The sequence below is a fragment of the Chryseobacterium sp. C-71 genome, from assembly GCF_020911865.1.
In the GTDB taxonomy this organism is placed as follows: Bacteria; Bacteroidota; Bacteroidia; order Flavobacteriales; family Weeksellaceae; genus Chryseobacterium.
On sequence record NZ_CP087131.1, the window covers coordinates 2,236,547 to 2,250,172 of the forward strand.

The 13,626-nt window shown below is 35.1% G+C and carries 12 protein-coding genes; 2 read left to right on the forward strand and 10 right to left on the reverse strand.

From position 1 onward, the window contains the following. The first annotated feature begins 46 nt into the window (after window positions 1-46). Window positions 47-919: a helix-turn-helix transcriptional regulator gene (locus tag LNP04_RS10185; RefSeq protein ID WP_229982869.1), complete on the forward strand. Its 873-nt coding sequence runs from the start codon at window positions 47-49 to the stop codon at window positions 917-919. Between the two features lie 93 nt (window positions 920-1,012). Here the strand turns inward: LNP04_RS10185 and LNP04_RS10190 are convergent, their stop codons facing one another. Together LNP04_RS10190 and LNP04_RS10195 are read right to left on the reverse strand one after the other, a co-directional pair. Further along, complete coding sequence (locus tag LNP04_RS10190) at window positions 1,013-1,303, reverse strand: hypothetical protein (protein ID WP_229982870.1); 291 nt, start codon at window positions 1,301-1,303, stop codon at window positions 1,013-1,015. Window positions 1,304-1,485: 182 nt separating this feature from the next. Next, the gene (locus LNP04_RS10195; RefSeq protein ID WP_229982871.1) at window positions 1,486-3,093 is read right to left on the reverse strand and encodes a fumarate hydratase; all 1,608 of its coding nucleotides are present in this window, start codon (window positions 3,091-3,093) and stop codon (window positions 1,486-1,488) included. Window positions 3,094-3,381: 288 nt separating this feature from the next. Between LNP04_RS10195 and fumC the strand changes: the two genes are divergently transcribed. Continuing rightward, on the forward strand, window positions 3,382-4,776 hold the full coding sequence (gene fumC / locus LNP04_RS10200) for a class II fumarate hydratase (RefSeq protein WP_229982872.1): 1,395 nt from the start codon (window positions 3,382-3,384) through the stop codon (window positions 4,774-4,776). 78 nt (window positions 4,777-4,854) lie between these two features. Here fumC and LNP04_RS10205 read toward each other — a convergent pair whose 3' ends face one another. From LNP04_RS10205 to coaBC, 8 genes are all read right to left on the reverse strand, one after another. Then, on the reverse strand, window positions 4,855-5,892 hold the full coding sequence (locus tag LNP04_RS10205) for an outer membrane beta-barrel protein (RefSeq protein ID WP_229982873.1): 1,038 nt from the start codon (window positions 5,890-5,892) through the stop codon (window positions 4,855-4,857). 30 nt (window positions 5,893-5,922) lie between these two features. Further along, window positions 5,923-6,534 carry a hypothetical protein gene (locus LNP04_RS10210; RefSeq protein ID WP_229982874.1) on the reverse strand — a complete coding sequence of 204 codons (612 nt, stop codon included), beginning with the start codon at window positions 6,532-6,534 and terminating at the stop codon, window positions 5,923-5,925. Next, window positions 6,521-7,081: an RNA polymerase sigma factor gene (locus tag LNP04_RS10215; protein WP_229982875.1), complete on the reverse strand. Its 561-nt coding sequence runs from the start codon at window positions 7,079-7,081 to the stop codon at window positions 6,521-6,523. The genes LNP04_RS10210 and LNP04_RS10215 overlap by 14 nt, the downstream gene beginning before the upstream one ends. A 171-nt stretch (window positions 7,082-7,252) precedes the next feature. Beyond that, window positions 7,253-7,966, reverse strand: coding sequence for an ABC transporter ATP-binding protein (locus tag LNP04_RS10220; protein WP_229982876.1), 714 nt, complete (start codon window positions 7,964-7,966; stop codon window positions 7,253-7,255). 4 nt (window positions 7,967-7,970) lie between these two features. Further along, window positions 7,971-9,437 (reverse strand): DUF5687 family protein, encoded by a 1,467-nt coding sequence (locus LNP04_RS10225; RefSeq protein ID WP_229982877.1) that lies wholly within the window; start codon window positions 9,435-9,437, stop codon window positions 7,971-7,973. A 288-nt stretch (window positions 9,438-9,725) separates the two neighbouring features. Then, window positions 9,726-11,375 carry a DNA repair protein RecN gene (locus tag LNP04_RS10230; protein ID WP_229982878.1) on the reverse strand — a complete coding sequence of 550 codons (1,650 nt, stop codon included), beginning with the start codon at window positions 11,373-11,375 and terminating at the stop codon, window positions 9,726-9,728. Between the two features lie 69 nt (window positions 11,376-11,444). Then, window positions 11,445-12,347, reverse strand: a complete 903-nt coding sequence (locus LNP04_RS10235) for a DUF4835 family protein (RefSeq protein WP_229982879.1) — start codon at window positions 12,345-12,347, stop codon at window positions 11,445-11,447. 36 nt (window positions 12,348-12,383) lie between these two features. Then, on the reverse strand, window positions 12,384-13,586 hold the full coding sequence (gene coaBC, locus LNP04_RS10240) for a bifunctional phosphopantothenoylcysteine decarboxylase/phosphopantothenate--cysteine ligase CoaBC (protein WP_229982880.1): 1,203 nt from the start codon (window positions 13,584-13,586) through the stop codon (window positions 12,384-12,386). Window positions 13,587-13,626: the final 40 nt, after the last annotated feature.

Here is a 13,626-nt window from a genome sequence, read left to right on the forward strand (position 1 = left end):
TATCTTGTCTTAAACCAATGAATCTATTATTTAAAAGAAAAATGGCATGCAGAAGCAAACTCAAAAAGGATTAATATTTATGTCTGATAACATCAAAATAATATTCCATGATGATTCGGACATGAATAGTTTTGTAAAAGCCAAGTATGTTGAAGGAAAATCAAGCTTCAACCTATTGTTTTTTTTGAGTCCAGATATTCATCTGAATGCAGACGATTGCAAAACGCAATTTATATTTAAGAAAAACCAGTATATTTTACATTATACCCCAGAAGAAAGCCAAGCTGAGCTTTGGACAAATAATGAAACAATGAAATATCTCCAGATTCAAATTAAATATCAATACATTTCCAATCTCATTGATCCCGAATCTCATAAGGAAAATGCTGAAATTTTGGAGCAGATGATTCATAATAATTTTATTTTTCTACACAAAGAAACTCCACCCAACATGACTGTAGAAATGCACATCATTCTAAAGGAAATTCTCAGTTATTATCGAAAAGGTGTGATGCAGAAACTTTTTGTGGAGGCTAAAATTATTAAGCTGTTAATTCTAATTTTCGAACAGTTTAATGAAAAAGATACGGCGCAAGATTTGCCTGAAACGCCTTTACTTATAAAGAAATTTGTTGATGACAACTTTCATAGAAATATAAAAATCGAAGAGATCAGTAAAATTTTAGGAATCAATGAAAGCAAAATCAGAAAAGAGTTTAAAATTCATTATCACATGACGATTGTGGATTACATATCTGAACTAAGAATGCTGAAAGCCAAGAAATTGATCGTCAATAATGAGTTGATGATTAAAGAGATTGCGATAGATTGCGGTTACGAATATGTACAAAACTTCACTCGTGCCTTTAAAAAGAAGTTTGGTATTTCTCCGGAAAAATTGCGAACAGACTCTATATAAACGAAAAACCACCGATCAATCAGTGGTTTTATATATGTTGTTTTGCTATGATATCACTTTTCCAGAATTAAGGTGAAAAAGCGATGACATTCACTAATGATGTCCGTGGTTGTGCCCGTGGCTGTCGTGTATGAAAGGTCCGTGACCTTTTGGTTGGTTGAAGATTACTTCAACACCTTCTTGCTCTGTAATCAATTTTCTTCTGATGTCTTCAGGATCGAAAGGTTTTACCTTACCGAAATATTCTTTCAAACCTTCTGTTAGCCACAAAGGGATAACGAAACCGAAAAACATAAAAATACACCAGAATCCTACTAGGAACATTGTAACAAAATAGATTGTCCAAAGGAACTGATAAAACGGCCAAAATGCTGATAACATCATCTTTCTTATAGATTTTAGGCAAAAATAGGACTTTTTTCTTTTTCATCAAAAGATATAGAACCTAAATTTTGCAATTTGTTTTTATTTTAAACTATTAATCCAGATATTAGAAGTTAGATGTTAGACATTAGACTACAATTGTAACTCTAAAATTGTTGCATATAACTCTCAAACCTAAAATTTTAATGCGCAAGATTGGCAAAGAAATCATTTCCTTTATCATCGGTAATGATGAATGCAGGGAAATCTTTCACCTCAATCTTTCTTACTGCTTCCATTCCTAATTCAGGGAAATCAACAACTTCAACAGACAAAATATTCTCTTTTGCTAAAATTGCAGCAGGTCCACCAATTGAACCGATGTAAAAACCTCCGTATTTATAACAAGCGTTCGTAACGTCTGCAGTTCTGTTTCCTTTTGCAAGCATCACCATACTTCCACCGTGACTTTGGAATTCTTCAACATATACATCCATTCTTCCTGCCGTTGTAGGTCCGAAACTTCCTGACGCCATTCCTTCCGGAGTTTTTGCAGGTCCTGCGTAATAAATCGGGTGATTTTTAAAATATTCAGGCATTGGTTTCCCTGCATCCAATAATTCTTTAATTTTTGCGTGAGCAATATCTCTTGCAACGATCAGAGTTCCGTTCAATTTTAATCTTGTTTTGATTGGATACTTCGACAATTCAGCCAAAATCTCAGGCATTGGTTTATTCAAATCAATATCAACCGCCGCTTCTAAATGTGGAGGTGTTGCTGGTAAAAATCTTTTCGGATCCTGTTCTAATTGTTCTAAGAAAATTCCTTCTTTGGTAATTTTTCCTTTAATATTTCTGTCAGCTGAACAAGAAACTCCCATTCCGACAGGACAGGAAGCCGCATGACGAGGCAACCTGATTACGCGAACATCATGAGTTAAATATTTTCCACCAAACTGAGCACCAATCGCACTTTCCTGACAGATTTTCTGAACTTTTGCTTCCCATTCCAAATCTCTGAAAGCCTGTCCTGCTTCGTTTCCTTCTGTCGGAAGATTGTCATAATATTTTGCAGATGCTTTTTTTACCGCAGCCAAATTCGCTTCTGCCGAAGTTCCACCGATAACCAAGGCCAAGTGATAAGGCGGACAAGCCGCTGTTCCCAAGTCTGAAATTCTCTCTTTTACAAATGCTTCAAGCGACTTTTCGTTTAATAAAGATTTTGTTTTTTGATACAGGAAAGTTTTGTTGGCAGAACCTCCGCCTTTCGTTAAGAATAAAAACTCGTAATAATCACCTTTTTTAGCATAAATATCAATTTGTGCCGGAAGATTTGAACCTGAATTCTTTTCATCAAACATCGTCAGCGGAACTACCTGAGAATATCTTAAATTTCTCTTTTGATAAGTATTGTAGATTCCTTTGCTTAAATATTCACCATCTTCAACTCCGGTATAAACATTTTCGCCTTTCTTACCCATTACGATTGCTGTGCCGGTATCCTGGCAAGAAGGCAAAGCTCCCTCAACCGCTACAGCAGCATTTTGAAGCAAATTGTAAGCAACGAATCTATCGTTATCAGTCGCTTCAGGATCATCAATTATTCTTCTTAAACTTTCTAAATGCGAAGAACGAAGCATGAAAGAAACGTCTGCCATGGCTTCTTCAGCCAATAACTCCAAGCCTTTCGGGTCGATGGTTAAAATTTCTCTTTCACCATGTTGTTCAACTTTAACATAATCTGAAGTCAATTTTTTATAAACCGTATCATCTTTCAAAATTGGATACGGATCCTGATATTTAAAATCCATTTACTTTCTATTTTCGGTGCAAAAATACAGCTTACGAAAAAAAACATGATCAAAATCAACAATTTTGCATTGTATTTATAATGATTATAAATTGCGAGGTTTTTACGCAATGTTTAACTTTAGAGAAACTTTTAAACTACAAAAGTCACAAAAAATAATCGTCTCGTTTGTCATTCCGTAGGAATCTCAGCAAATGGTCTAACATACTTCATTTAGATTCCTACGGAATAGCAAACTGATTGGATAATTTTTGTGATCTAATTTAAATCTAAATAATCTTCAATCACAATGAATTACAGAATAGAAAAAGACACCATGGGTGAAGTGCAGGTTCCTGTTGATAAGTTTTGGGGCGCACAAACAGAACGTTCTAGAAACAATTTCAAGATCGGTCCTGAAGGATCTATGCCTACAGAAATCATCGAAGCTTTTGCTTATTTAAAGAAAGCAGCAGCTTTTACCAACACAGATCTGGGAGTTCTTCCCGCAGAAAAAAGAGATATGATTGGCAAAGTTTGCGACGAGATTCTTGAAGGAAAACTGAACGATCAATTTCCGTTGGTGATCTGGCAAACCGGTTCAGGAACACAGTCAAATATGAATGTGAATGAGGTAATCGCCAATCGTTCGCATGTAAATGCAGGAGGAAATCTTGGGGATAAAACTGAAGTTCACCCGAATGATGATGTCAACAAATCCCAGTCTTCAAATGACACTTACCCAACCGCAATGCACATCGCAGCTTATAAAAAAGTGGTTGAAACTACAATCCCTGCTGTGGAAAAACTGAGAGATACTTTAGCACAAAAAACAGAAGAATTTAAAAATATCGTCAAAATCGGGAGAACACATTTGATGGATGCGACGCCATTGACTTTAGGTCAGGAATTTTCAGGATACGTTGCTCAATTGAATTACGGTATTAAAGCTTTAAAAAATACTTTACCACATCTTTCTGAATTGGCTTTAGGAGGAACTGCAGTGGGAACAGGATTGAATACACCAAAAGGTTATGATGTAAAAGTAGCGGAATATATTGCAAAATTCACCAATCTTCCTTTTATAACGGCAGAAAATAAATTTGAAGCGTTGGCAGCTCACGATGCGATTGTAGAATCTCACGGAGCGCTGAAACAATTGGCGGTTTCATTATATAAAATCGCTCAGGATGTAAGATTGCTTGCTTCAGGACCACGTTCAGGAATTGGCGAAATCCATATCCCGGAAAACGAGCCAGGTTCATCAATCATGCCAGGAAAAGTAAATCCTACTCAAAATGAGGCGTTAACGATGGTTTGTGCTCAGGTTTTAGGAAACGATACCACGATTTCTTTTGCGGGAACTCAGGGGAATTATGAGCTGAATGTTTTCAAACCAGTGATGGCTTACAATTTCTTACAATCTGCCCAATTGATTGCTGACGCATGTATTTCATTTAACGATCATTGTGCAGTTGGAATAGAACCCAACCACGAGAGAATCAAAGAATTGGTAGACAAATCTTTGATGTTGGTAACCGCTTTGAATACGCATATCGGTTATGAAAATGCCGCAAAAATTGCAAAGACCGCTCATAAAAACGGAACAACTTTAAAAGAAGAAGCCATTAATCTTGGCTTTGTAACATCTGAACAGTTTGATGAATGGGTGAAACCTGAAGATATGGTGGGAAGTTTAAAATAATATACCACTTCACAAAAACAAAACACTCCGTAGAAAAATCTGCGGAGTGTTTTGTTTGTTAATATGAATGTGTGAAAATTATAATCCAAATCCTATACCAAAAATGATCGCTTTATCATTTTCAAAGTGATTTCCTTTGAAAAAGTTGCTGAAATCTTTTTTCACGAACAGACTAATGTTGTCGTAAGATACCGTAAACTGTGCTCCATAAACAAAAGGATTGACCTGATAATTCCCTCTGTCTCTGAAATCCGGACCGTTGCCTCTTACAATGTTGTTGGTTGACATTTTTACACCTCCATATATATTCGCTGCCACTCTGAAACCATCTGAATAAGGTCTGTACTGAACATCCATTCCTGCATTTTTCAACTTTGAAAAATTATACTGAATACCTAGGGGAACCATAATGTACCCTGTTCTCAATTTCGTTTTATCAACATCTCCGCCATAGTTTGCTAAATAAACTCCTGCATTGGCATCTTTAGCAAAAATCATATTATTATCCGGACGAAGCGTTCTCCATGAAAATCCGATTCCTGAAGTTAATCCCCATGGGCTTGTTCTGCTGAACTGATAATTAAATTTCAAACCAAATTCAAGATTGCTCGCATATCCCATATTTCTATCTAAGTCATTATCCGGAAGATCATTGGTAAGATTCATAATCCCGTAGGTAAAATATCCGGTAAAATCTTTTGCAGGACGGAACTTCTTCAGCAATTTTGCTTTCAATTCTTCATTAGATGTCACATCAGAATTCAGCAATGAAAATCTCACCTGCTTTTGGATTACATTATCAAGATCAAAACCTAAAGCTTCAATTCTCTGATCAATTTTCTCAGAATAATTATCTGCAATCTGAGATTTTTGCTTGTCGAATTCTGCTTTATCTAGATTTTTAGTTTGAAGAGCAAGTAATTCTGCTTCCATCAGGTTTTTCTCCTCCTGAATAATCTCATTGATCTTCATAGAATATTCTTCAATTTTCTCTTTTACAATGGGGCTTACCTTTGTTTCGCTTTTAGAAGAAAGGTCTATTTTAAGCGATTTTTGTGCATTCATTGAGGTGGCAACAAGGCACAACATTCCTGTGATGATAAATTTCTTAATCATAGTATTATTATTTTTTAAGTTTAAATTGATTTAATTTGAATTGAGATCTACCTTTGCGACGTTGCTTCCATCTTTCGATTTTTCGATGACGCTCTTATGTTCTACCGAGAAAAGTAAAGTTGAAGGATCAACATATCTTTTCTTTTTGACCTGAACTTTTGCCGAATCTGCTTTCGCTATAATTTTCTCTGCCGGAATTTGAGAAATCTGTACCGCAATCTCTTTAGAATTTTCTTTAATGATAGGAAGCATCTGCTTTTCTTCATTAATTTCAGGACTCGTCACTTCAGATTTTGCAGAAGCTAAATTCTCAACTTTATTTTGCTTTTCCTGATTTTGCTGGATAATTTCGGGAGAATTTTCAATTTCAGATTTTATAATCGGATCTTTTATAATCGTTTCTTTCTGTGCAACCTGAATGTCTGATGATTTGTTTTCATTAAAAATCAAAACAGCGCCCAAACTGATCATTAAAATCAAACAAGCTGCTACCAGAAACCAATTGATTTTCTTTGTTTGAGTGTCACCAGCTACTTGTGTCTGCGTTTCAATTTCAGACCACAAATCTCTTGAAGGAGCAATTTCTCTTTCATCGATTTGTTTTTTGATCTGATATTCCAAATTATTTTTAGACGTTTTCATTTTTCAGTTTTTTTTGTTGTTGAAAGTAGATCTTTCTCAATTTTTCTTTAGCTCTGAAGAGTTGAGTTTTGCTTACCGCAGTAGAAATATTCAAAGTATCTGCGATTTCCTGATGCGAATATTCTTCAATCACATAAAGGTTAAAAACCATCCTGTAAGCATCCGGAAGCTGATCTAAAAGCTCCTGCGCATTAAAATCAAAAACGATTGGCTCGTCATAAATTTCTTCAAGTGCAGATGCATGAACATCGTCGAGATAAAAAACCGTTTTGTGGCTTTTAATAAAATTGAGACATTCATTCACCACAATTTTTCTCGCCCAACCTTCAAAGTTTCCTTCACCACGAAAGCTTTCAATGTGTTTAAAAATTTTACAAAATGCTTTGATCACGCAATCTTCTGCCTGATAGATATCACTGATGTAACTTTTTGCCACACTCAGAAATTTCTTTACACTCTGATCGTAAAAGATTTTCTGTGCTGCCGGATCCTGCCTTTTAAGGCGGCTCAGCAAATCTTCTTTTTTATTATTAAACAAAAGCTTCATGGTTGTTATTCTGTTTCTACTATAAAGACACGAAAAACTCGAAAAGGTGACAAAAAATTTTACTTTTCTATAAACAAATTGATAACTAACTGAAAATGAACATCAAAAATTTAAAATATAATTGAAAAAAATCCACTTTCTGATAAAGAAAATGGATTTTTTTGATTTCATTTAAACCGGAATATTCACCTGATCGGCAAAATACTGCTCCAGATCTCTCAATGTTTCAGGATTGGTCTGAATATCTTTCACCTGAACTCCCTTATTTACCACAACAATTCTGTTGCAGACTTCAGTGGTATGTGCCAAATCGTGACTTGAAATCAAGAATGTAACACCACTTTGTTTCGCCAATTCTTTTATTAAATTTTTAAGCTTGATCTGTGTAGAAGGATCCAGATTGGCAAATGGTTCATCGAGAATTACAATTTCAGGATTTCCGATGATTGCTCCTACGATTCCAACTTTTTTCTGATTTCCTTTGGATAAATCCCTTACGTATTTTCCGGAATTAACGATTTCGCCATTAAAAAGATCATGAAATTGCTTCAAAAATTCGTCAACAGACGCTTTATTCTGACCTCTTAGTTCTCCTATGAAGTAAAAATATTCTTCCGGAGTTAAATATCCAATCAGAAAAGTATCGTCTACAAATGCAGCAACTTTAGATTTCCAGGCTTCCGATTCATTGACTTTAATTCCGTCGATGCTTACAAAACCTGTTGTAGGCTGAATCAAATCAAGCATTAAACTGAAAAGTGTCGTTTTCCCGGCTCCGTTGTTTCCTACCAGACCGAATGTTTCACCTTTAGGAATTTCAAGATTTTCAATATTGAGAACGGTTGCTTTTCCGTACGTTTTAGATAAATTATTTATAATAATCATTGTATTAATTTTTAGATTTGAATGCTTCTAGTGTACTGTATTTTTCGCTTTTGTACTGTTTTACAATAATGTCGAATATTTTTTCTCTGAATAAAAATCCTATCATCCCTAGAATGGCGATGCTTACGACAGCCGTAGTCATTCCGAAGAAATATTTAGATATACCAAAAACAGCCATTGGCAAAAGCATTTTGGGAATGAGCAGCAATAGGCTTTTCATGTTGAAGCTATTCTTCTGTCCCATTACTTTTTCTTTAGAATTGAGATCGATCTGTGTCTTTGTGTAGGCTCCTGACCATAAAGTAAATTGAGAATTGACTCCGATATTATACAATCCGGCAGCGAAGAAACTGAAGTAAACTTCCCAGCTTATAATTGCATAAAACAGGGCGATGACAATTGAAGCAGCCGTGACAATATTCATCAACCACCATTTTGCTTTAAGATATTCTTTGTATGGAACGTTCAGCGTCATCATCAATGGATAATATGAACTATCAAACGAAGGCACTCGCTGACCAAACAAAAACTGAAAACCACCCGTCACAAACAATCCCATAAACATCATCATATAAGGTGTTTTGTAAATAGGTGAAGAAAACATGAGAAGACCATAGAAAATGAACATAAAACTCCCAATCAGTACGCCTTTTGTCACTTTATTTCGTCTCAACATTTTGATATCATTGTTGATAAAACTTCCGATCGCGCCATATTTATTGAGGAAAGCGATGTTCTCAGTTTTACCGAACGTTTTTTTGTCTTCTAATCCCTGATCGAGATAGAATTCTTTTTTTACGTGTTTAAAGCAGATGTACCATAATCCCGCAAATAAAGCAATCGCTAATAAGGTAAAATAGGGCTGATCATAAAATGAATAAAAAAGCTTTTCAGAATAATCTAAAAGCGGGACAACCTCATAATACGCCAAACCACCGATGGCAGCAAACAAAATCCCTACAGCAATAGCAATATTTTCTTTATTATTAAACAGAATATTGATAAAATTATTAAGATAAAATAAAAGCGAAAGTGCAATCAGCCAGCTTAAACTCCCTACAATACTAAAACCATTGAACATACAGATCACTGAAAATGTGACAAAAAAGAAAGAATTCATCCAGCTAAACGGCGAGAGAAAAGTCTTAATCAACATATAATTGACCAAAGTTTTCTTAGAAATATTAAGCGTAAGAAATGGCTTGATGTTCTGCGTAGACATTTGTTGGAGCATATATTTGAAAATCAAATCTGCTACCCACAAAATAATCATGAATTTTGAAACGACCTTTACAGGATCTTGTTCCATCTCTTTGCTTACATAGAAAAAAGCAAGAAAACCCGCTCCGATACAATAGGCTATAATAGAAAGAATTCCGAGAAAACGGAAGATCTTCATTGCCAGATTGATTCCGACCGAAGTGCCACGAAAAAAACTTTTGATTTCTAACCTCAGGAACTTAACAAACATAGTTTACTTTTTTACATTAGTAAATATAATGTAGCTTTTGTTACAGAATTTCTGCAAAAACTGAGTTTTAATGAGATTTTAAGAAAGAAAATCTTTCAATTATTAGATACATCTATTGAGATTTGAAAAGCTAAGTAAGAAAAATAAAAAGCAGGCGTGCAATTTAAAAATGCACGCCTGTTTTTTTGAAAACCTCTCGACGATTTGTGTAAAAGGTTGAGAGGTTTTGTTTAAGTACTCGAAAAGATTTGTTATGATGATTTTTTGAACATCCAGACAGGCAGATATCTACCCAATCAATTCCCTCGCCTGTGCCATTGCCGCTTCCGTAATCTTACTTCCGGAAAGCAATTGTGCAATCTCATTTAATTTTTCTTCTTCGCTTAAAGTAATAATTGTCGACTGCGTTTTGCCGTTGATATCTTCTTTGACCACTTTGTAATTATCATTTCCTTTTGCAGCAACTTGCGCTAAGTGAGAAATCACAATTAACTGCATATCCTGAGACATTTCACGCATCAGATTTCCGATTTCTTCGGCAACTTTTCCTGAAACTCCTGTGTCGATTTCATCTAAAATAAGCGTTGGAAGCATATCACTTTCGGCAATAATTTTCTTTACCGCCAACATAACTCTCGATCTTTCACCGCCGGAAATAGCAGTCTGAATAGGTTTTAGTGGAAAACCAGAATTCGCCTGAAATAAAAGCTGAATATTTTCTTTTCCAAATTGATTAAACTCAGGAACATCGGTTAATTCGATGTCTACTTTTGCTTTTTCAAGACCTAATTTCTTCAATAAATCTTCTGCTTTTTTAATGAAAACAGGAACGCTTTTCTTTCTGTTTTTTGATAGTTTTTCGGCTGAAGACTGAAGTGATTTTTCTTTTTTAGCAATATTGATTTCAATTTCTGCTATGTAAGCTTCGATTTCTGCTGTTCCTTTTTGTTCGCCGGATAACTGATCTCTGATTTCTTTCAATTCATCAACACCAGAAACATTATGCTTCAGAAATAAAGCGTTGATTTTATTATTCAGTTCAGAAAGTATGGCTAAATTTTCAGGATTGATTTCAATTTTTTCTGCTTCGTCTTCCAATTCTTGGAGAATATCTTTTAGTTCAACAAAAGAACCTTCCAGCCTGTCATCCAATTCAGAAAACGAGTGAGAAACATCCGCAATTTTCGAGAGTTTATTTTTAGCTTCATTAAAGAAAGAAAGAATCCCAATTTCTTCCTGATGAAATCTTGAGAGAATCTGAGCAATATTTTCAGAAATCATTCCTGCGTTTTCCTGTACAGAAAGCTGATTTTGCAACCCATCATAATCCACATCATCGAGTTTTAAATCTTCCAATTCATTCAGAAGAAATTGTTTGTAATCGCTTTCTTTTGTATTTTCTGAAAGCTGTGTCTGGAATTTTTTAAGCTGTGTTTTTAGACTTTGAAATTCTAAAAAATCCTGCTGATACTCTTCAATGATCTTTTTATTCTCCGAAAGTCCATCGATAATTTTAAACTGATAATCTGCCGTAAAAAGATTAGACGTTTCAAACTGTGAGTGAATATCGATCAACTGTGAAGTTAGTTCTTTAAGCACATCTAGAGTCACCGGAACGTCATTGATAAACGCTCTCGACTTTCCTGAAGGCAAAATCTCTCTCCTGATAATCGTTTGATGCTCGTAATCAAGATCGTTTTCTATAAAGAATTTTTTAAACTGATTATTCAGATCAAATTCAGTTTCTACAATACTCTTCTCTTCAGCTTTTGAGATGGATTTCACATCAGCTCTTTCCCCTAAGATTAATCGAAGCGCACCCAAAATAATTGATTTTCCGGCTCCGGTTTCACCGGTAATGACCTGTAAACCATTTTTTAAAGACACATCTAGTGCATCAATAAGGGCAAAATTTTTAATGTATATTCTCGAAAGCATGATGAGTGGCAGATTTCTTTATACTGCAAATATAAAATTTTAGAATTCAGAATTCAAGAATGAGATGCTTTACCTCCACTTATTCCACTTGGTGTCGGCAAATTTTGGTGCAAAGATGATCATCACCTGTTTTAAGTCATTCAATACAATTCCACCGTTGTTTCCAGAGTTGAAAATATTGAAAATTTCATCATTTTTGGTATTGATAAATATATTGAAGAAATAATTCTGCTGAAAAGAGTTTTCGTACGTTTTCAACTGCATTAATGCATCAAAAATAATCTTTTTAGACTGTGTCTGGTCCTGATTAAACATCCCGTCTAAACCCGCTCTGTGATACGTATACATCGACTGACGAAGCTGACTCATATTCGGATTTAAAATCTCTCCGATCAAAATAGAGCGGCTTCTGGGATCATTGATTTGTCCCCAACCGTCATATCCACGGTTTTGAGAATTTTGGGCAATCTGCTGTGCTTTATTGAACCATTGTGTTCCGCCTGAAGCCTGAAAGCTGTCGGCATCGTAACCTAAAATCAGATACACATAGAAACTGATCACATCAATCAAGTTTTTTCCCGAGAACTGTCTCTCATTAAAAATTAAGTTTTCGTTTTCCACATAGTCAAAAGCAAATTTTGTATCCTGCAGGTTGATCAGCGGAGATTCATAGGATGAACTGAAAACCGGACGTACTGCCTGAATAACAATACTCCCTTTGTATTTGTTGCCATCTCTTTCGCTGAGGACAATTGCAAAATTTGACTTTATTTTTTCGAAATTCTGAAGTTTTTTACCTGTCCAGCTTGTATTGTTGACAAAATCTCTAAGGCTTTTTTCCAAAGCCTTAAAAGCCTGCTGATTACTACCCTGAATCTGTTGTGAATTTACCTGAACTGTAGCCAAAAGTTCCTGTGAGAAACTAAAATTGAAAAACAGAAGTAAAAATAAAAGTGTTATATATTTTTTCATTATAATCTAAATGTTGAGAACGGAAATTTATAAAAATTATTTTAGAATCTGAGCTTCAATGGTATCAAGAATGTCTTTTGCTACATTTTCTTTTGATTTGAGATCAAATTCTATTTTCTCTGTTTTGGTGAATATCTTTATTTTGTTAGTGTCATTTTTAAAGCCTGCACCTTCATCACGAAGCGAATTAAGAACGATCATATCCAGATTTTTCTTCGCCAATTTTCCTTTTGCATTTTCTTCTTCGTTCTGAGTTTCAAGGGCAAATCCTACTAAAAACTGATGAGACTTTTTCTCGCCCATTGTTTTCAGAATGTCAGGATTTTTCACAAGTTCAATTGTGAAAGTATCTTCATTTTTTTTAATTTTTTCTGAAGCAACATCCTTTGGAGCGTAATCGGCAACGGCAGCGCTGGCAATTCCAATATCAATTCCATCATAAAATTCAAATACCTTGTCGAGCATCTGTTTTCCAGAAGTCACTCTGTGAAGCTGAATATTTTCATGTTTTGAATTGAGAGAACTCGGTCCGGAAATCAATATTACTTTTGCACCGCGTTTTGCAGCTTCTTCAGCAATTGAAAAACCCATTTTTCCTGAAGAATGATTTCCTATGAATCTTACAGGATCGATTGCTTCGTAAGTTGGTCCCGCCGTAATTAAAACCGTTTTGCCCTGCAATGATTTCTTTTCATTTAAATTAAAAAAATCTTCTACCGCCTTTGAAATGGTTTGCGGTTCTGCCATTCTTCCCTGCCCGATTAATCCGCTTGCTAGTTCTCCACTTTCAGCAGGAATTACAATATGACCATAATCTTCAGCGAGTTTTAAATTTTGTCTGGTTGAAGGATGTTGGTACATATCCAAATCCATCGCAGGAGCAATAAAGACAGGACATTTTGCAGACATATACGTTGCAATCATTAAGTTATCACAAATCCCATGAACCATTTTGGCTAAAGTATTTGCCGTGCAAGGAGCCATGATAATTACGTCTACCCAAAGTGCTAGCTCTACATGACTATTCCACGTTCCATTGTCGCCGTAAAAATCTGTATAAACAGGATTTTTAGATAAAGTAGAAAGGCTCAGCTTCGTTACAAAATGCTCTGCATCAGGAGACATTATGATTTGAACTTCTGCTCCTTTTTTCACAAAATCTCTGATAAGAAAATGAATTTTGTAGGCAGCAATTCCACCAGAAACGGCAATGAGAATCTTTTTCCCGGAAATATTCATGTAGATTATTTTTAAAGCACTAAAATACTTCTTTTTTCTA